At 42.4% G+C, this 19768-nt stretch carries 25 protein-coding genes; all 25 read left to right on the forward strand.

Annotation, left to right across the window (positions count from 1 at the left end; translation table 11 throughout):
• The first annotated feature begins 393 nt into the window (after window positions 1-393).
• The 25 genes from ACMHLI_RS22370 (at window position 394) to ACMHLI_RS22490 (ending at window position 19721) form a co-directional block, all read left to right on the forward strand.
• The gene (locus tag ACMHLI_RS22370) at window positions 394-630 is read left to right on the forward strand and encodes a type II toxin-antitoxin system CcdA family antitoxin (RefSeq protein WP_050152489.1); all 237 of its coding nucleotides are present in this window, start codon (window positions 394-396) and stop codon (window positions 628-630) included.
• A 2-nt stretch (window positions 631-632) separates the two neighbouring features.
• On the forward strand, window positions 633-947 hold the full coding sequence (locus ACMHLI_RS22375; RefSeq protein ID WP_050152488.1) for a CcdB family protein: 315 nt from the start codon (window positions 633-635) through the stop codon (window positions 945-947).
• 535 nt (window positions 948-1482) lie between these two features.
• A complete protein-coding gene (locus tag ACMHLI_RS22380) occupies window positions 1483-1998 on the forward strand; it encodes a J domain-containing protein (RefSeq protein WP_226721479.1) in 516 nt (171 codons plus the stop codon).
• A 47-nt stretch (window positions 1999-2045) separates the two neighbouring features.
• Complete coding sequence (locus tag ACMHLI_RS22385; protein ID WP_226721478.1) at window positions 2046-2594, forward strand: hypothetical protein; 549 nt, start codon at window positions 2046-2048, stop codon at window positions 2592-2594.
• A gap of 30 nt (window positions 2595-2624) precedes the next feature.
• The gene (locus tag ACMHLI_RS22390; RefSeq protein ID WP_226721477.1) at window positions 2625-2939 is read left to right on the forward strand and encodes a hypothetical protein; all 315 of its coding nucleotides are present in this window, start codon (window positions 2625-2627) and stop codon (window positions 2937-2939) included.
• A complete protein-coding gene (locus ACMHLI_RS22395) occupies window positions 2935-3159 on the forward strand; it encodes a helix-turn-helix domain-containing protein (protein WP_226721490.1) in 225 nt (74 codons plus the stop codon). Before ACMHLI_RS22390 ends, ACMHLI_RS22395 begins: the two co-directional genes overlap by 5 nt.
• A 103-nt stretch (window positions 3160-3262) precedes the next feature.
• Window positions 3263-3607 (forward strand): hypothetical protein, encoded by a 345-nt coding sequence (locus ACMHLI_RS22400; protein ID WP_226721476.1) that lies wholly within the window; start codon window positions 3263-3265, stop codon window positions 3605-3607.
• Between the two features lie 76 nt (window positions 3608-3683).
• The gene (locus ACMHLI_RS22405; RefSeq protein WP_226721475.1) at window positions 3684-3833 is read left to right on the forward strand and encodes a hypothetical protein; all 150 of its coding nucleotides are present in this window, start codon (window positions 3684-3686) and stop codon (window positions 3831-3833) included.
• 14 nt (window positions 3834-3847) lie between these two features.
• A complete protein-coding gene (locus ACMHLI_RS22410; protein ID WP_226721474.1) occupies window positions 3848-4105 on the forward strand; it encodes a hypothetical protein in 258 nt (85 codons plus the stop codon).
• Window positions 4106-4443: 338 nt separating this feature from the next.
• The gene (gene ddp1 / locus ACMHLI_RS22415) at window positions 4444-4989 is read left to right on the forward strand and encodes a DNA distortion polypeptide 1 (protein WP_413531371.1); all 546 of its coding nucleotides are present in this window, start codon (window positions 4444-4446) and stop codon (window positions 4987-4989) included.
• 2 nt (window positions 4990-4991) lie between these two features.
• Window positions 4992-6149 carry a MobP1 family relaxase gene (mobP1, locus tag ACMHLI_RS22420; RefSeq protein WP_226721472.1) on the forward strand — a complete coding sequence of 386 codons (1158 nt, stop codon included), beginning with the start codon at window positions 4992-4994 and terminating at the stop codon, window positions 6147-6149.
• 357 nt (window positions 6150-6506) lie between these two features.
• Entirely contained in the window at window positions 6507-6998 is a 492-nt protein-coding gene (locus ACMHLI_RS22425) for a transcription termination/antitermination NusG family protein (RefSeq protein WP_226721471.1), read from the forward strand.
• A 224-nt stretch (window positions 6999-7222) separates the two neighbouring features.
• The gene (locus ACMHLI_RS22430; protein ID WP_413531372.1) at window positions 7223-7876 is read left to right on the forward strand and encodes a lytic transglycosylase domain-containing protein; all 654 of its coding nucleotides are present in this window, start codon (window positions 7223-7225) and stop codon (window positions 7874-7876) included.
• Window positions 7860-8150, forward strand: coding sequence for a TrbC/VirB2 family protein (locus ACMHLI_RS22435; RefSeq protein WP_050074611.1), 291 nt, complete (start codon window positions 7860-7862; stop codon window positions 8148-8150). The genes ACMHLI_RS22430 and ACMHLI_RS22435 overlap by 17 nt, the downstream gene beginning before the upstream one ends.
• Window positions 8151-8169: 19 nt before the next feature.
• Window positions 8170-10929 (forward strand): VirB3 family type IV secretion system protein, encoded by a 2760-nt coding sequence (locus ACMHLI_RS22440; RefSeq protein WP_226721469.1) that lies wholly within the window; start codon window positions 8170-8172, stop codon window positions 10927-10929.
• A 10-nt stretch (window positions 10930-10939) separates the two neighbouring features.
• Entirely contained in the window at window positions 10940-11686 is a 747-nt protein-coding gene (locus ACMHLI_RS22445) for a type IV secretion system protein (protein WP_226721489.1), read from the forward strand.
• Between the two features lie 8 nt (window positions 11687-11694).
• Complete coding sequence (locus ACMHLI_RS22450; protein WP_226721468.1) at window positions 11695-11961, forward strand: EexN family lipoprotein; 267 nt, start codon at window positions 11695-11697, stop codon at window positions 11959-11961.
• 8 nt (window positions 11962-11969) lie between these two features.
• The gene (locus ACMHLI_RS22455) at window positions 11970-13025 is read left to right on the forward strand and encodes a type IV secretion system protein (protein WP_413531373.1); all 1056 of its coding nucleotides are present in this window, start codon (window positions 11970-11972) and stop codon (window positions 13023-13025) included.
• A gap of 197 nt (window positions 13026-13222) precedes the next feature.
• Window positions 13223-13951 (forward strand): virB8 family protein, encoded by a 729-nt coding sequence (locus ACMHLI_RS22460; RefSeq protein WP_226721466.1) that lies wholly within the window; start codon window positions 13223-13225, stop codon window positions 13949-13951.
• A 5-nt stretch (window positions 13952-13956) separates the two neighbouring features.
• Window positions 13957-14886, forward strand: coding sequence for a TrbG/VirB9 family P-type conjugative transfer protein (locus ACMHLI_RS22465; protein ID WP_226721465.1), 930 nt, complete (start codon window positions 13957-13959; stop codon window positions 14884-14886).
• Window positions 14883-16091 carry a VirB10/TraB/TrbI family type IV secretion system protein gene (gene virB10 / locus ACMHLI_RS22470; RefSeq protein ID WP_226721464.1) on the forward strand — a complete coding sequence of 403 codons (1209 nt, stop codon included), beginning with the start codon at window positions 14883-14885 and terminating at the stop codon, window positions 16089-16091. The genes ACMHLI_RS22465 and virB10 overlap by 4 nt, the downstream gene beginning before the upstream one ends.
• A 23-nt stretch (window positions 16092-16114) precedes the next feature.
• The gene (virB11, locus tag ACMHLI_RS22475) at window positions 16115-17146 is read left to right on the forward strand and encodes a P-type DNA transfer ATPase VirB11 (protein ID WP_050074648.1); all 1032 of its coding nucleotides are present in this window, start codon (window positions 16115-16117) and stop codon (window positions 17144-17146) included.
• Window positions 17147-17148: 2 nt separating this feature from the next.
• Complete coding sequence (locus ACMHLI_RS22480) at window positions 17149-18984, forward strand: type IV secretory system conjugative DNA transfer family protein (RefSeq protein WP_226721463.1); 1836 nt, start codon at window positions 17149-17151, stop codon at window positions 18982-18984.
• Window positions 18981-19379: a cag pathogenicity island Cag12 family protein gene (locus tag ACMHLI_RS22485; RefSeq protein WP_413531374.1), complete on the forward strand. Its 399-nt coding sequence runs from the start codon at window positions 18981-18983 to the stop codon at window positions 19377-19379. The genes ACMHLI_RS22480 and ACMHLI_RS22485 overlap by 4 nt, the downstream gene beginning before the upstream one ends.
• 24 nt (window positions 19380-19403) lie before the next feature.
• Window positions 19404-19721 (forward strand): hypothetical protein, encoded by a 318-nt coding sequence (locus ACMHLI_RS22490; protein WP_413531375.1) that lies wholly within the window; start codon window positions 19404-19406, stop codon window positions 19719-19721.
• Window positions 19722-19768: the final 47 nt, after the last annotated feature.

Genomic DNA, 19768 nt, shown 5'->3' on the forward strand with positions numbered 1-19768 from the left:
GCCTGTTTTATCTATTTCTAAATTTTTAGTAAGAAAGGTGAGAGAGTTTTTAACTTCATTTTGTGACCATTAATTTATCAACTAAAACAATTGGTTAATGTCATGGACATCCTACACTTTAGGCCTTAAAGGTGAGTTGATTTTTAACTTACGCCCACAATTAGGAACTGAGCATGTGAATCTTGATCCTTTTAAGATCCATCACTGAGAGGCAATAGAAGCCACTCAGTGTCGTTATCATCGCCTTACCCTGGCTATGCAAAAACAACGCGCAGAAAAACGCTTAGAACGCGATACAGGACGTTTTACGTAATCCAGAAACACGACTTCAGCAATATGCCCCGTGTAAATAGCCGTGTATACTACACGACACATTATGAGCGGAGATCAGTCATGGCAACGAAACAACGGAACACACAAAGCGTCACCATGACGCTTGAGCGCGGCTTGCTGAACCAAGCACGTGAAGCGGGTATCAACCTTAGCGCAACTCTGGTTGCAGCCCTTGATGCTGAATTACGCCGTTATGCTGCTCAGAAGTGGCAAACAGAAAACATGGAGGCCCTGGACGCCTTAAATCGCTTTCACGATGAGAATGGTTGTTTCAGCGATGAATACAGGACGTTTTGACAATGCAATTCACCGTTTACCAGAATACCGGAAAGACAACGATTTACCCGTACCTGCTTGACGTGACGAGCGATATTATCGGACAGCTCAATCGTCGGATCGTCATCCCCTTACTCCCGCTCGAAAAGTACCCCACCGGAAAACGACCTGAACGGATGATCCCTATCATCATGCTGACAGACGGGAATGAATACGCCGTAATGACTCATGAACTGGCAAGCATACCCGTCCGGGCGCTAGGCGCTGAGTTCTGTACTGCCGTGCAATATCGTTCTCAGGTTAAAGCCTCGATAGATTTTCTTCTGGACGGGATTTAATAACATCCTGGATGCCAGCAAAGTTTAGCGACCGGCGCAGCTGGCCAACGCTTTTTTGCTGGCATTTTTTTGTCTTCAGTATCGCCTGGATTAAATTTATGCTGGCATCATGTCGCGTAAGGGTTCATTGGGTTCCAGTAGCTTGCCTCGTAATATTTAACCACTGAGTGAATGTGCTCCACTTCACCATCAGATGCTATTCCGCTTCCTCGACAAGACAGACTCGCCGCTTTGCGGCTCCCTAATCTTGTCTTGCGGCGAGCGGTGGGATTTATTAGACAGATTTACTTTGAATTTCAAACGCCCTGTAACTGCTCAGGAGAGCTTTTCAGTAATGATGCCACTCATCACGATGATAAAGGCGGCTTAACAGCTTAGAGAGGCTCACACGGCCTTCACGAATTGCTATCAACGCAAAGAAACGCGGGAAATATCAATGAATAAGTTGAATTACTGACTGTAGTCAGTATAATAAACAAGAGGTAAGGGAATAGACCGTTACCCACCAAAGCCCCAACGGGCAGGAGTACAAAAGATGAATGTACAAGAAGCTTTAAATATTTTTGGTTTATCCGGTGATTTATCAGAGCAGGATATTAAAACAGCCTATAAAAAATTGGCGCTAAAATACCATCCAGATCGCAATCCGTTAGGTTCAGAACTAATGAAAGCAGTTAACACGGCTTTTGATTTTCTGATGGCGAATATCGATAAAGTTAATCAGTTTCAGAGTGAGGATGAAAGCGCCCATTACAACTACGGCGAAGAACTGGAAAAGGTGCTTAATGTTCTTTCCGGTCTGGCAGGTGTAATTTATGAAGTTATCGGTAATTGGGTTTGGATCAGTGGAGAAACCCGTGAACATAAAGAAGCACTGAAAGAAATGGGATGTAAGTGGGCGGCAAAGAAAAAACAATGGTTTTATCGTCCAGAAGAACATAGAAGCCGTTTTAACCGTAAAGAACATAGCATAGATGAAATCCGAGAAATGTATGGCACAGCCGGACAACGTAAAGCTAAAGGCTGGAAACAACTTGAGGGCAGGGCGTAACCGGAGGGGGCTATTGCCCCCGTTTTGCTAGTGCGGAGAAAATCAAAATGAATGAGAAAGGTTTCAGGGCATCATATCAAGCCGTTTTTGAGGTGGTTTGCCGTATCCTTGGCGATGGTTGGCGGGTAAACCGGATAGATGATTGTCTTTACAGGATTAAACTGACATCCCATTTTTTTAAAAATTATTCAGTTCATATCAGAATGGATAAAAACAGGCTGACAATTGTTGGAAATGTGGATTGCCGTAGCTGGCGTAGTCCGTGTCATTCATGCACGGTTTCCCCACAACGCAACCCCATAGATATTGCGAGAGATATTCAACGTAAAATCCTGGTAACAGCTCGGCAGGAAGTCGAGCAAGCGATTAACTGTGATAAAGAACGGCGGGATAAACGAGAGCAAGAAAGGATCGTCAAGGGAATGCTGGCTCAACAAGTGCAGCTCACACCTCACTATAATACCTTGACGGGATTTAAAACTATGAACGGGATTCATGGAACGGTAACCGAGAATCACAGCGGTTATGGGGTGAACATAAATGGATTGACGACTGACCAACTTATAAAGATGGTCGGTTTTATATCTATACTGTAATTTTTATGACTGTTATAAAAAAGGTTGCTTATGAATGGTGAAAATAAGACAGACGGTATCTATCTCAGAAAAGGGGTAGGAAATAAAACATTTTGCGTCACCTGTCAAAAGACCGAACTTGGTTACTTAGTGTTGTTTGAGAAAAAATTAAAAATCCGATCTAAGAAAAAAATTTGTGATGAAACAAAATCAACCTCAAGAAAACCAGTGTTTAGTTCACAGGTAGGTTTTACGTCTTTAGATTTAATCGATTATGATGCGGTTATGTCTTCATTACCTGATGAAGAAAAAGCAATATTCGTGCAGCTTGTCGATAAGATTGCAGAAGGTTTTAAAAATGATTGAATGTGATTTTGCACCAGAAGAGATAAAAAGATTACGCATTAAAGCAGGGCTGACGCAAAAAGAAACTTCGGAACTCATGGGGGTTTCACTTAACTACTGGCAGCGAAAGGAGTTAAGCAAAGATAGTGCACAAAACAGAAAGGTATCGAAAAGCGAATATACATTATTATTGCTACTCGCGGGAGAGCATCCAGATTACACATTGGTTAAAAGAGATTAAAATATAGAAAAAATTGCATTACTGACAATAGTCAGTATAATGGTAAGCGAGAGGTAAGGGAATATCCCGTTACCCGCCAAAGCCCCAACGGGCAGGAGTTAAAATGAAAACTTACATCATCGACTTTAACGCTTTAAACGTAAATAAACACGTTATCACCTGCACTGCATTTGTTCGATCAGAAACACTCCCCCTGGCTATTCATTCCTTTGAAATTAAAAATCGTGGTCGCGGTTATGTGGTTCTCTCTGCAAGAGAGCTGGATAACACCGAGATCAGCGCAATAAACTCACTTAAGAAAAATGTCGCCTTTTGGTTTGATGAATGCGGATTCTCTAAAGAGGGAGTTTTAAGTAACATTGATGGTTGGTTCAATTTTGCATTTACTACAGAGGAACAAAATGAAGCTAAAAAGGAGATTATAGAAATACTGAAAAAGTACAACTAACTATTTAAAAGAGGTGGTATCAGGTTGTTGAAGCAACCTGATACCGTGACACTAAATCCGTTGCGAGGATATTTTAATGTCAGAACGTATGCTATCAGCAATACAGGCAGTTGAAAAGGGCGCTAATCCGGTATTCCCGATCATGCCATTTTCATCTTTTCCTGAGTTCATGGAATTGCTCAGGGAAGCGTTAGTGAAAAGAAATTCTGAACGCACTGATAAATAGGACAAGGAGGGTTTATGACTAAGAAGGAGTTTATACAGTTTATCAGTGAACAACAGAGTAAAGGATCACTGCGGTTTTCTCTTGGCTTCAATCCTAAAGGGGAAATTATACTGTACTGGACTAAAGAAACCGGGCTGAGAGACTGGCGTGTACTAACAGGGAACCGGGGCAGAAGACCCACCCAGGCAAACCGCAAGCGCATGAGTAACTTCCGACGCTGGATTGTAGATGCCCGTAAGGGCATGGGAGGCGGAGAACCAGATACTGAATAAAGCACTGTGATTGATACGCCGAAGCCCTCCCGTTTTGCGGGAGGTGCTATTTTTAATACTCCACGAAACAGCGCTCGCGCCCCCTGCAAGACCGTTCGCGAAGCGAATCAATATCCACTGATCATACCACAACGCTGATGTTTCCGGTCGGAGACAATCTGTTGCTACAGCCACTATTTCCCTTCGTTTTTTGCTTTTCATTCGCTGCTGAAGCACAATTCAAGAGCAAAGCAGAAATAATGTGATGCAGGATAGGGCAAACGCCGCAAAATGACGTCTGCGACGCCATTCCGCTACGTTTGCCCGTTGACCTACAGTCGGTTATTGTTGGAGGAATTATGAAAAAAGTACAGTTCAGACTTGAAGATTATCAACACGATGAGTTACTTAAATGTATGAAAGTAATTTATCCAGATGAGCCAGGATTAACAGTTGCTAAAGGCATGAAATTACTTGCCAGTGCTTTGCTAAAAAGCACTGCTAAAGATGATGAAGTTAACACTGTATTAGATAATGATAATTTTACCAAAACCACAATGTATTTAACACTAAAACAAAGAGGTGAGATTGAAAAAAAAGCTAAACGTCATGGGTGGACTTTATCAAGAGAATGCCGATATCGTATTCAAGCAACGCTTGATAATGAACTTGATTTTTTTGACCAGGAATTACTTGTTATGAATAGATGTCGTAATACTATTGATAAGATTGGTCGAAACTTTCATTACATTATCGTCAATGATCATGCAAGAATACTCGATAAGAATAGTTTTTTTCAGGATGCTGAGCAATTAAAATCTGAAATTCTGAGTCTGAAAAGTGAGTTTGAAAACTATATTATGCTATGTAAAGGGCGTACCGTATCTAATAAAGTTGAGGTTTGATTATGGGTGTTTCAGTTGATAAGGATTTTCGTGTTAAGCGTAAATCATCGGAAGCTGGTAGCAAATCCGCTTTTGCCCATAAGGTTAAGAATGGTGGGAAGAATTATCAACGAAATGTACAGGAGCGCGTTAATCGAAAAGGTGCCAGTAAAGAAGTCGTAGTGAAAATATCCGGGGGCGCTATCACAAGACAAGGCATAAGAAACAGCATTGACTACATGAGTCGTGAATCTGAGCTACCAGTAATGAATGAAAGTGGTCAGGTCTGGAACGGTGATGAAATCAAAGAAGCTAAAGAGCACATGATAGACCGTGCTAATGATCCTCAGCATGTGATGAATGATAAAGGTAAAGAAAACAAAAAAGTTTCACAAAATATCGTCTTTTCTCCTCCGGTTTCAGCAAAGGTTAAACCAGAGGACTTGCTCGACTCTGTCAGAAAAACCATGCACAAAAAATACCCAAACAACCGATTTGTATTGAGTTATCACAACGATAAAAAAGACCATCCACATGTCCATGTTGTTTTCCGTATTCGTGATGAAGACGGGAAACGCACCGATATAAAGAAGAAAGACTTGAGGGAGATCCGCAGTGGCTTTTGCCAGGAACTGTGTCTAAAGGGATATGACGTTAAAGCCACTCACAGGCAGCAGGTGGGACTTAATCAGTCAGTAAAGGATGCGCACAGTAACGCTCCTAAACGACAGAAAGGTGTGTATGAGGTTGTAGATGTTGGTTATGACCATTACCAGCATGATAAGAGCAAACCGAAACAGCACTTTTTAAAACTGAAAACTCTTAATAAAGGTATAGAAAAGACATATTGGGGGGCTGATTTTGGAGATCTCACTCAACGTGAAAGCGTTAAAAAAGGTGACCTGGTTAAACTTAAAAAGCTCGGCCAGAAGGAAGTGAAGATACCAGCGCTTGATAAGAATGGTGTACAGCACGGCTGGAAAACTGTTCATCGTAATGAGTGGCACCTTGAAAACATTGGTGTCAAAGGGGTAAACCGAACCCCGTCTGTTAGTAAAGAAGTAGCGCTTGGAAGCACTGATCAAATCCAGAAGCAACAGCATCAGATGAAGCAATTTACTCAAATCAAACAAGCCATGCTCCAGAACCAGCAGAAGACGAAGATCGGCTTTAAGCTTTAACTTCTTCTCTGTTGAATGTAAGTTATTGATTGTGATCGGTTTATTATCTAAATATTAACTCATCATTATAAAAACAACTATTCTTCAAAATTTTAGTTAAGTTAACTGGGAAACGATCCTGACATGATCGATTGATCTAATTAAATTTACATATATAGTATAAAACACTGCAATAATGCCATTTATGCAGCATAAACAAATTGCGTATGAAGTTATCTTGATCTAAATATCTGCTTAAAGATTTGAAAGCAGCATAACTAGCTGGTAAGGTTCCTCACAGGTTGAAATGTGTCCTTTTCTTTTTCTTATATACTCCGGGGTTATCCGAGTCGAGAGAGCGCCTGAAAGGAAAAAATAATGAAATGGTATGTACTGCAATTTACTGCTACAAGATTCACTGCGGTTTTTTCTCATCTTGAACGCCTGAACTTTTCCTACTACTGCCCTATGGTAACTGAAAGATACCGCCGCCCGGATAAAGAAATTTCCTACAGAGAAAGACTTATCCCTCTTTTTCATGGTTATCTTTTTATAAATGCCGATTTTGATAAAATTCACTCTTCAGCAATCACAGCTATCCCCTATGTTCAACGGTTTATCGCTTTTGGCGGTGAGCCTTTGCCTGTACCGGAAGAGGAAATTTATAACGTACAAAAAGGAGAAAGGAATCAACTTATCCTTAGTGACTCCCCCCGTTTGGTGGAAATAATGCTGATGGATGATCCACGGAAGAGAAGTATAGCCATGCTCAATTACATCACAGAGAAAAGCTTAACCCACAAAATGAAACGGAAAAAAAATGACTGTTACCAGAAAAAAGCCAGTAAACAAGCGCAAGCCACAACGTAATACACTCTACCTACCCTCTGTTGTACGTGATGAAGTCGAGCGGATCTCTGTTGAGATTAGCTATCGCAGAGGCAGGCGTATTTCTGATTCTGGTTTTGTGCAATACCTCATCAAAACCTATTCACAACAGGCAACCGAAAAGCTTATAAACGGAGCTGATGACGATTCCGACGAGTAACCTTTCTGCATGACCTGTTCCGCGCTGTTCTGGCCGGGAGAATTTAATGTTATCCACTTCAGCTTTCATTGCGCTTGCTATGCAATGCGCAGCCAGCGTTCACCCTGATACTTCACATGAGATTGCAAGGGTTGAATCTGGTTTTAATCCCTATGCGATTGCCGAGATTATACCGAAAGATAAACGTAAACCCGGTGATAGCGGCGTAGTTTCTTACTTTCCAAAAACAAAGGAGGACGCATTACAGATAATAAGTAAAATTGAATCCCGCAATAATCGTTATTCAGTCGGTCTTATGCAAATCACCAGTTCTAATTTCACTAAATATGGTGTTGATGCTGAGAAGCTTTTATCTCCTTGTACAAACTTGTCTGTATCGGAAAAAATAATTGTTGACTGTTATCAACGGGGAGGGAGTCTACAAAATGCACTAAGTTGTTATTATTCGGGAAACTTTGTAACCGGTAAGGAAACCGAATCAAGCTTCAACAATACAAGCTATACGCAAAGAATTGGTTATAACCGAATTGACAAGAAAGAAGCCTGGCTTGTTCCTTCGATTAAAGATGAAATCAATAAGGAGAATATCGAACAAAATCCACATAAGACCCAATCTAAAGAAATTACCGTATATCCACAATACGCCATGCGTGGCGTTGTAACAGATGAAAAGGAAACTAACGATGTTGAAAATGAATAAACGTTATCTGACTCTGGCCGTTTTTATGGGTGCTCTGATGCTATGCGTAGCTGAACCTGCATTTGCCGATGATGTTTCTACTAAAACCACTGGTTTTTTACAGAAAATAATCGACTTTCTGACTGATATCAGAAAACCCGTGATTACTATTATTTGTCTGGGCATTGCTTATATTGCACTGTTCTCTCGCCAGCATATGGGCTGGATTATTCCTTTAGTTATCGGGATGATCATCTTTATTATCGCTCCTTATGTACCTGACTGGTTGGCCTAAATAATACAAGGGGCGTAAAATGAGTACTCTTTTTAAAGGGCTAACACGCCCCGCTTTAATTCGCGGGCTGGGCGTTCCGCTCTACCCCTTCCTTGGAATGTGCCTTATCGCTGTACTGCTTGGAGTCTGGATACACGACGCTATGTACGCCCTTGTGCTGCCTGGCTGGTATGCCATCAAGCGAGTTACACAGATAGATGAACGTTTTTTTGACCTGCTCTACCTGCGAGCGTTGATCAAAGGTCATCCGCTGTCAAACAAACGCTTTAGAGCCGTTCATTACGCAGGGAGCCAGTATGATGAAGTCGATATTTCCAGAGTGGACAATTTTATGAAACTGAAAGACCAGGCTTCTCTTGAAGAACTGATACCTTACTCCTCTCACATCACGGACAACCTTATTGTCACTAAAAAGAGAGATTTGCTGGCAACATGGCAAATCGACGGAGCTTATTTTGAATGTGTCGATGATGAGGATTTAACTATTCTGACAGACCAGTTAAATACGCTTATCCGTAGCTTTGAAGGTAAAGCCATCACTTTTTATACACATCGAATAAGGGTTAAAAAAGAAATTCACACATCTTTTAACAGCAAAATACCTTTTGTTAATAAAGTAATGAATCAATACTACGATTCACTGACTGAGCCTGAATATTTCGAAAATAGATTGTACTTAACTGTCTGTTATAAAGTTTTTAGTGTTGAAGATAAAATTTCCAATTTCATATCAAAGAAAAAAGGAAATAATAAAGTCTTTGATGAACCCATTAATGAAATGAATGAAATATGTGGTCGGTTAGATACTTACCTTTCACGGTTTCATTCCCGGCGTCTTGCTTTGGCTGAAGAAAATGGAAAAGTATTTTCTGACCAGTTATCTCTTTTCCAGTACCTCTTGTCGGGTAAGTGGCAGAAAGTCAGGGTAACTAACAGCCCGTTCTATACCTATCTGGGCGGTAAAGATCTGTTCTTTGGCAATGATGCTGGTCAGATCACGGCTTCTGACCACGGCAGATACTTTCGCTGCATTGAGATAAAGGACTATTTTCAGGAAACTGACGCGGGTATTTTCGATGCCCTTATGTATCTTCCTGTTGAGTATGTCTTTACATCGTCTTTCACAACTATGGACAAACAGGCGTCAATAAAGGCGTTAGACGATCAGATAGATAAGCTGGAAATGACGGATGATGCAGCTAAATCGCTGCTGGCCGATCTCCGTGTTGGCCTCGATATGGTATCCAGTGGGTACAACTCGTTCGGTAAGTGTCACCAGACGCTAATTGTATTTGCTGATACGCCGGAACGGCTGGTTAAAGATACCAACATCGTGACCACGACTCTTGAAGATTTGGGATTGATTCTCACCTACTCGACATTAAGTCTTGGTGCTGCTTATTTTGCTCAGTTACCGGGTAACTATACGTTGCGACCGCGCCTCAGCATTATCAGCAGCCTGAACTTTGCAGAGATGGAAAGTTTCCATAATTTCTTTAACGGAAAAGAAAGTGGTAACACCTGGGGAAATAAACTGATCACCTTGCGTGGCTCCGGTAATGATGTTTATCACTTCAATTACCATATGACCACCGAGCATCAGAACTTCTTTGGTAAGAACCCGACGCTGGGACATACCGAAATACTGGGTACTTCTAACGTTGGTAAAACCGTCCTTATAATGACTCAGGCTTATGCTGTACAGCAGTTCGGCGTGCCAGAGTCGTTTCCCACTAACCGAAAGGTCAGGAAACTGACCACTGTCTTTTTTGATAAAGACCGTGCCGGAGAAGTCGGAATACGTGCAATGGGCGGTGAATATTACCGGGTTAAGGGAGGTGTGCCGACTGGCTGGAACCCAGCGGCTTTGAAGCCAACAAAGCGAAATATCGCTTTTATGAAGGATCTGGTAAGACTGATTTGTACCCTCAACAATAATACTCTGGATAACTACCAGAACGGCCTTATTTCAGATGCTGTTGAACGCCTGATGGCAAGGGAAGATCGGTCGTTTCCTGTCAGCAAACTTATCCCGCTTATTCTTGAGCCAGATGATACAGAGACGAAACGACACGGTATCAAAGCACGTCTGAGAGCCTGGGCGCAGGGAGGCGAATATGGCTGGGTAATTGATAACCCCGTTGATACTTTTGACGTTGCTAATCTGGATGTTTTCGGCGTTGACGGTACAGAATTCCTCGATGACAAAGTTATTGCTCCGGTTGCTTCGTTTTATCTGATTTATCGCGTCACCATGCTGGCCGATGGCCGACGACTTATCATTTACATGGATGAGTTTTGGCAATGGATTAATAACGATGCATTCAGGGACTTCGTTTATAACAAACTCAAAACCGGACGTAAGCTGGATATGGTGCTGGTTGTTGCCACACAATCCCCAGATGAGTTGATTAAAACGCCGATAGCTGCGGCTGTTCGTGAACAGTGTGCCACGCATATCTATCTGGCAAATCCTAAAGCCAAACGTGGTGAGTATGTTGAAGGGCTTCAGGTCAGGGAACTTTATTTTGACAAAATTAAGGCGATTGACCCGCTGTCTCGTCAGTTCATGGTGGTTAAAAACCCACAGCGGCAGGGCGAACGGGATGACTTTGCAGCCTTTGCAAAATTAGACCTGGGCAGCGCGGCTTATTATCTACCGATTTTAAGTGCTTCTGCTGAACAACTGGAGCTGTTCGATGAGATCTGGAAAGAAGGGATGAAACCCGCTGACTGGATTGATACCTATCTCGAACGTGCTAACCGTGGAATTGATTAAGGTGAAAATGATGAAAAAACAATTTTTGGCCGTAATGCTGTTTAGCTGCTCTGCAAGTACGTTTGCGATAGGAACTGGGGTGATTGTCCATGATGCGCAATCCTCTATAGACACAGCCGCACAGTGGGTGAAAGAAGCCAAGCAATGGCAAAATGAACTTACGGCCTATAAAGACGAGCTGTTAACTAAAACAGGAGTTCGTGATGTTCAGGGGTTGGTTCAGGATGCGCAGTCAGTCAGTAGTGAACTGACAAAGATCTACGATCAGGGAAATGCTTTTATTGATGACTACATTAAAAACCCGGATGGTGCGCTCTCACAGCAGGCAAAAACGCTACTCAGCGACTATAAGGTGACGGATACCTGTAAAGGGTTGGGTTATACCGGTGATCTGGTTAAAGGCTGTGAGGCGAGCTTCTTATCGCAGCTGGCAGGCGTTGAGTACGGAAATCAGCTTGAAGATAAGCTGAAAGAAGACAACCAGTCGATGAAAGATCTCATAGACCAGGTCAAGAACGCGAAGGACACGAAAGCCACGCAGGATGCGACGAATGCTGTGTCTCTTGAGAATATGAAATTTGAGAAACTCAAGTTTCAGTATGAAATGTATCGCGATAAGCAACGTGATCTAGCACAATACAAGGAGAAGATGTCGGAGGCTGCTTTCAATAAAAAACAATTGGATGCAGTCAATACGGAAAGTCCGATTGTTGATTATAAGAATGAGTTTAATCAACAAAATTATGAAATGAACTGAGGTGAAATTTGAAAAACTATTTATCTATATTAGCGTTAGGTATTATTTTTTTGCTGTCTGGGTGTGAGGATGTTAAATCTTCCGATTGGTGGCAGTCTCATCCTAACGAGGCAGAAAAGAAAGTCGCAGAGTGTAAGTCTTCAGGCAGTGATAGTGATAATTGCAAAAATGCAAAAGATGGATTGTTTAGATATAAGCAATTAAAAGCGGTGGATAATCCAATAGATTATAAAGATGCCTTTGATAAGCTATTAGACAAAGGCGATAAAAAATAGGAGCCTTTATGGCATCTTCTAGATTTTTTCAAGCAGCCCATGATGTTATAACAAAAGTTCTTGACCAGTCCTTGACTGGTCAGTTAGATAGTTTCTCTTCAATAGCCTATACGTTGGGTAAGTATGGAATTTCAATTTACGTATTATGGTATGCCTATACGGTTGTCGTTGGTAAGCAAAAATCACATGTTCAGGATTTTATCTGGAATTTATTTAGGTTCTGGCTAATCCTGATTTTTGTCAGAAATACTGGCGGTTGGTTGGATAGTGCAAATAGCGCTATCGATGGATTGAAAACGACTTTTGCTGGAGGAGATCCCTGGGTTTGGGTAGACGAGTTATGGACAAAAGTACAACAAGTGGCCGCTTATCTTATGAATAAGGATACATCTACTTATGTTAAGACTGAAGGTTCAATAGCTGCATTGTTGACTTATGCTGGCGGTATATTGGCAATGCTCCTTACCTCAATAGTTTATCTTGCGGCAGAAGTTACTTTAAAAGTTTTGTCTGTTACCGCACCACTGTTTGTTATGTGTTTGTCTTTTGGTTTTCTTCGTCAAATGTTTAATAGCTGGCTTCAACTTTTGTTCAGTTCATGTTTTATATTTTTGTTTTGCGGATTGGCAATCAAAGCAGGAATGACATTCATGAATGGTATTCTCAGTATATCTATAGCGAACGCAGACTCCTTAAACCTCATATCCACGGGTGCACAGGCAGGTGTTGCCGGGGCATTTATGGCCTGGGTTATCTGGCAGGCTAAAACCTATGCTTCGCAGATCGCGGGCGTTGGCGTGGAGGGAGCGTTGCAAGGCGCAGCGGCTATGGGTATCGGGGCAGCTACGTTTGGCGCTTCACGCATGGCTGGCGGTGCGCTGGGAATGGGTAAGAATGCAGGTCTTGGGGCATGGAAAGGCATTCGTCGTCAGGAAGGTGGATTAGGTCAGTCTACCGGGTTATCCGGTAAGCTCGGCAATCTGACCGGGCAGGGGGTAAACATCGGTGCTAAAAAATTGCGCAGTGCAGCCATAGAAATGGCTAAGAAGAAATATGGCAGTTAAGTAATTTACTTTTTCCATCGGTTTAACATTTCTCCTTATCAAAAAACATTCCTTCAAGTCCTTAGTGAGAATATTAATTATGAAAATAATTATCGCGGCTATCGTGACGATTTGTCTCGTCGGGTGTCAGTCGTCGCACATACAACCTCCGGTTTCAGGAAAAACTGAACCTGTTAATTCAGCAGAGGTAATGCGTAATGGCGTTTAAAATTCCAGAATTAAAACTTCCCGGTTTTAATAAGAAAAAAGAAGTAACGGACTCTTCAAGCACGTTTGAAGAGAAAAACTTAGCCTTGCAGGAGAAAATGAATCGTATTTATAAACTCGGTGGGATTTCAGGTATTGTAATAGGTGTCTTTTCACTTATTGCGCTTAACAGTGCGCTTCCTTTAAAAACAACGGTTGTGGATGTTGCTCTGATTGACAAAGTAACAGGCGTTACAGAATGGCTGACTACTGTTAAAAAAGAAAACCTTTCTGAGAATCAGGCTATTGCTCAATATTTCATTGGTCAATATGTTAAACGCCGAGAAGGTTACAATTACTTCAGCCTGCAACATGATTATGATTTTGTTATGGCATACAGCGCTGAAAATGTTGCCGCTGATTATAATGCTTTAATCAACAGTGACCAGTCTCCTAAAGTTATTTACAACAAGGCTGAGAAAACCGCCAGCGTTCAGGATAATCCCTCAATTATTATAAGCCCGTCATCCCGTAAGGATGATAAAGATATCGGTGCTTATGTGCGCTTTAGAAAAACCGTCCGGGACGTTGCTACAGGTATGAGCAAGGAGGAATACTGGAATATTCGTCTGACTTACCGGATTGAACCGGGAGTGGATATGAAGTCAGGCGACAGAAACAGAAATCCACTCAAGTTTGTTGTTACCAGCTACGTTCGTGACAAAGAAGTAAGAGGGTAAATCAGATGAAAATAAATAAAGGAGCGTTAATAGTTGCGTTCCTGATGGCTGCTCACGTTTGCAATGCCGCGGTAGTGCCATCGGGAAGCGGTTTCGACCCGAGAAATCAAAACGTCAATTATAACCCACAAAATACGACCGTCATTAACAGCGCGGTGGGGTATACCACTACTCTGGTATTTGATGATGATGAAACGGTAATCAGTGCCAGAACGGGTTTTCCGCAGGGATGGTCTGTGAATAAAGAAGATAATCTTGTTTATGTGGAAGTGAAGCCTGTTAAACAGACGGTGCAAAACAACAAAACGGACGAGAACGGTAAACAATCGTCTGAAGTTGTTAACGTGGCACTCGACCCTGAGAACGATCTGGAACGCTGGCGAACAAACCTGTTTGTTCGCACAACAAAACGCAATTACAGCATGGAGCTGAACGCGAAGACGTTCAGCCAGCCTAATAAAATTGCTTTTGTGGTGAATTACCAGTACCCGCAGGAACAGCGTAAAGCCCAGGCTGAAATAGAGAAAAAGAGGATTGAAGCGTTAAACAAGCGTCAGGAGGAACAGGCCATTAACCGGGCGCTTGAAAATAGCAAATCGCCACGTAACTGGAAGTATACGCAACGGGTTGCAGAAGGTAGCCGGAGTATCAGCCCGGATTATGCCTATGACGATGGTCGTTATACGTGGTTAGGATTCAGCCCTATGAAAAAACTTCCCAGTGTTTTTGTTATGAGTGGACAGAAGGAAACCATAACCAACCCAGTGATTAAACACAGCAACAGTTACACCGTAGTAGGTGTCCCAGTTGACCAGAAATTTGTACTTCGCCTTGGGGATCAGGTTGTTGGTCTGGAAAATGAAGGGTTTGGCAAAGTCCGTTTACCTGCCGGAGATACCGTCTCTCCGAAAGTAGATAAAGAGGTGATCCAGTGAGCGAACAGGAAAACAAAGCGCCTACAGCGGTAGAAATCGAGCGTCAGTTACGAGAACTACGCCAGAAAGAACTGGAGCAGGGAGATAAATCTGATAAAGCAGATAATACCGCTGAGCCAGCTAATAAGCTGGGAATCGAGAAGCTGAAAAAATCACGTAAAGGGATGATCATAATAATCGCCGCTTTTGTCCTGCTGGCCGTTGGATTATCTGTGTATTACGTTCCGTCAATTATTCGTAGTATGTCCAGTGCGGATGAAAAGCCCGCTGGTGACACTGTGGCTACGGGATCGGTTAAACGTCAGACGGGACTCAGTGATGACACTGACCCCTTTAATGCCGGGCAAAAACCACCGGAGGCGAACGGAGAGAGTAAATCCAGTAGCAGCAACGGTAAAGCAGAAGCCCCGCCGGAAAGCGTACAGCACGGCTACAGCCGCGCACTTGATGTGTCCTATGGAGGAAGTAGCGCTGCATTAGGAAACAGCAGCAGTGCCTCAACTAAGACGTCCAGCGAGACAAACGACGGAGAGGGGAGTAATACAAAACCTGAAGTGCAGCCGGTGAATGCAGGCGCGCCCGTCTCGCTATCAAAGATTACGCGGGTTCCTTATGACCCTAATCTGTTTATCCCTGAAAACACGGCAATCCCTTGTTCACTGGATCGGCGCTTTGTATCTGACCTGGCCGGAAAGCTGGTATGTACCGTTAATGCTGATATCTACAGTGCAAACGGCAATGTGAAGCTTATTGAAAAAGGCACGGCTGCTTACCTGATGTACAAATCCGGTTCGTTCCGGCACGGTCAGGGTGCCGTATTTATCATGGCAACCAAGCTACGGACACGAACTACACCGTTTATTGATATACCGCTGATTGATACGCAGGCATCGGGAGCGCTGGGGGAAGCCGGGGCGTCAGGATGGATTGATACTCATTTTAGCGACCGTTTTTTGGGGGCGATGATGGTTGGCATGATCCCCGATTTTGCTCAGGCGTTAAGCGGGGCAGCAAAAAACAATAAAGATAACCAGACGGATTATACGGCAAACAGTAGACAGGCTTTTGCTGATATTGCTCGTGAGTCATTTTCAAACAGTGTGAATATCCCTCCAACGCTATATAAAAATCAAGGTGAAATTATTAATTTGATTGTCGGTCAGGATTTGGATTTCTCAGGCATCTATAAACTGAAAATGAAATAAGAGGTCATGTAATGCAGGGTGAGATTAATACTGAAAACCGCCATATTGTTTATGACATCGTGAATGATTATTTTCATCAGTGGTTAAATAACGTGGAAGGTTTAACCGAAATAGCCGTAAACCGTCCCGGTGAATTGTTTGTGAAAGTCAGAGGAAAATGGCAGCAAAACGAAACAAATATGAGTTTTCGTGACTGTATGTCATTTGCAGGGGCAATATCTGATTATCATGATGGTGGTTCTGTTACGCCAGAATATCCGTTGCGCTCTGCCACGCTCCCCCTTGGGGAGCGCGTACAGATTGTAATTCCTCCGGCCACTGAAAGAGAAACGGTATCAATCACAATTCGTAAGCCATCCAGCGTGTTCATTGACCATCCAACTTTTGTAAAACAGGGTTTTTACTCAAGGCTAAATCAGGGGGTTGATTTCAGAAATAAAGAAGACGAATTATCTTTAATGTTTAAAGAGAATCGTTTTGAACGATTTATTCCTGAATGTCTGAGACAGGGTAAAACGATGGTGTTCTGTGCCGGGACAGGAGCCGGGAAAACCACATTTGCAAATGCCTGTCTTGAGTATATACCGCATTATCTCAGAATTATTACTATCGAAGATACGGATGAGGCGAAACTGCGGTTTCATAAAAATCATGTGAAACTATATTACCCGTCAGAAGGGGAAAGTACCGTTGTGAGTTCAGCCTCTCTTCTGCGCTCTGGTTTTCGCATGAATGGCGACAGAATACTGATGACAGAGGTTCGCGGTGCTGAAGCCTGGGATTTTCTTAAAGGTTCAAGTTCCGGCCACGCAGGAAACTTAACCACTGTACATGAAGGTACGCCTGAAGATGCTGTGCTTGGACTTGTTCAGCGGTGCTATATGAACCCGGAATGCCAGAATCTGCCTTATAACATTATATTGCGGCGGGTATTGAGCAACGTCGATGTAATCATGAGCATTAAATACATTGATGAAGAGGATTCACGCTTTGCATCGGGTATTTACTATCGTGATATTCACTTTCAGGAATACTTTGAAAAACTGAAGGAGTGATTATGTCTGTCAAACTTCCCGATAAAGGCCAGTGGGTTTTTATCGGTTTAGTTATGTGCCTGGTAACGTACTATGCTGGTTCAGTTGCTGTGTACTTTTTTAATCATAAAACCCCCTTGTTTATATGGAAGAATTTTGATTCCATGCTGCTCTGGCGGCTCATGACAGAAAGCAATATAAGGACAAGTATCAGATTTACAGCCATACCCTCTCTTCTTTCTGGTATGGCTGCATCACTTATCGTGCCTGTTTTTATTATCTGGCAGATAAATAAAAAAGATTTCTCCCTTTACGGTGATGCAAAGTTTGCGAGTGATGATGATTTGAGTAAATCAAAGTTGCTAAAGTGGGAGAAGGAAAATGACAGTGATATTCTGGTCGGTGTTTATAAAGGGAAATATCTCTGGTATACCGCACCTGATTTCGTTTCGCTGGGTGCAGGTACACGCGCAGGTAAAGGTGCTGCTATTGGTATTCCTAACCTTCTGGTGAGAAAACATTCTCTTATTGCTTTAGATCCAAAACAAGAACTGTGGAAAATCACCAGTAAAGTTCGTGAGGTGCTTCTCCAGAATAAGGTTTTTCTGTTAGACCCTTTTAACAGTAAAACGCATAAGTTTAATCCACTATTCTATATTGATTTAAAAGCTGAGAGTGGTGCAAAAGACTTACTGAAGCTGATAGAAATTTTGTTCCCGTCTTATGGTATGACGGGTGCTGAAGCTCACTTTAATAACCTTGCCGGGCAATACTGGATTGGTCTAGCAAAGCTGCTTCACTTCTTTATCAACTATGCACCAGACTGGCTTAACGAATTCAATCTTAAACCCGTTTTTTCCATAGGCTCTGTCGTTGATCTTTACAGCAATATTGACCGGGAAAATGTGCTGAGTAATCGTGAAGATTTTGAGGGTGTGGCGGGGTTAGACGAAACGGCATTATTCCATCTGCGGGATGCGCTGACTAAAATTCGCGAGTATCACGAAACTGAAGATGAGCAACGTTCAAGTATCGACGGTTCATTCCGTAAAAAAATGAGCCTGTTTTATCTTCCTACTGTCAGAAAATGTACTGATGGAAATGATTTCGATCTGCGTCAATTACGCCGTGAAGATATATCAATCTACGTGGGTGTTAATGCTGAGGATATGTCTCTGGCGTATGATTTTCTCAACCTGTTCTTTAACTTTGTTGTTGAAGTCACGTTGAGGGAAAACCCGGACTTTGACCCAACGCTTAAACATGACTGCCTGATGTTTCTGGATGAATTCCCTTCTATTGGTTACATGCCAATCATCAAGAAAGGTTCAGGGTATATAGCCGGGTTTAAACTTAAGCTACTGACGATTTATCAGAATATCAGCCAGCTAAATGAAATATATGGCATTGAAGGAGCTAAGACACTGATGAGTGCGCATCCCTGCCGGATTATCTATGCCGTCAGTGAAGAAGATGATGCCAAAAAGATTTCCGAAAAACTGGGTTACACTACGGCTAAATCTACCGGCTCCAGTAAAACCAAAGGCCGTTCTACATCGCAAAGTAATTCCGAAAGTGATGCACAGCGTGCTCTGGTGCTTCCACAGGAGCTGGGAACGTTGGACTTTTCAGAGGAATTTATCATCCTCAAGGGTGAGAACCCTGTTAAAGCGCAAAAAGCCCTTTACTACCTTGACCCGTATTTTATGGACAGGCTGATGCTGGTTAGTCCAAAACTGGCTGCATTAACCTCCAGTATTAACAAGTCAAAAAATATATTCGGTGTTAAAGGACTCAAATACCCTTCAAAAGAAAAAATGCTTTCCGTTGGTGAGCTTGAATCCGAGGTTCTATTATGAAAAAAGTAGTGTTAACTGCCCTTTTGTTTCTTTCTGCCTGTTCGTCACCTCCTGAACCTCCACAAGTTGACTGGAAACAAGACCCGGCAACGATGAACTCACAGTTAATGGACTGGCAACCGACTTTTACAGTAATTAAATCAGACAGGGTTAATTCGTCGTGGGTGAAACTCATTAGAAATTTTTCTCCTGAAAATCGGCTGTATAGCGATGATGTTTTTTTCGCTGTCGCGCATTCTGATTCAGTTATTGTTGAAAGTAGTCGGGGTGATGATTTTTTCACAGCAAAGAACTGGCTGCGGTCTAACGGCGCATATGGGTTAATCCAGTACCGATACAAGCCTGATGATTTCGGTATTAAATCAATCAATATCTATCTTCAGAAGAAAGGATAAAATATGAATTTCAGGAAAATGGTTATGGTTCCAATCATCCTTGCCGTACTGAGTTCTCCTGTATTAGCAAAAAAACACAATCATACGGATGGTTTGAATCAGACAGGTGATCCCTGCGAGTTATTAACCTGTATGGCCGGGAAGCTACAGGGTGATACACAGCCAGCCTGTCAGCCAGTAAATCAACGTTTCTTTAACGTTCGTGTATTTACTCCTTATTACAACCCGGAAGCCACGGCAAGGCTTAGGCAGAGCATAGTAAATACTTGCGAAGGTGCCGTAATCAATAAAGATACGCTGGAAATGATTATTCAGCGCTATGGGCGGTCATTTCAGGAATAACAATAACCCCGTAAATTTCAGATTTTAATCTGATGTTTGCGGGGTTG

This window comes from Rahnella inusitata (assembly GCF_965118895.1).
Classification (GTDB): Bacteria; Pseudomonadota; Gammaproteobacteria; order Enterobacterales; family Enterobacteriaceae; genus Rahnella; species Rahnella inusitata_A.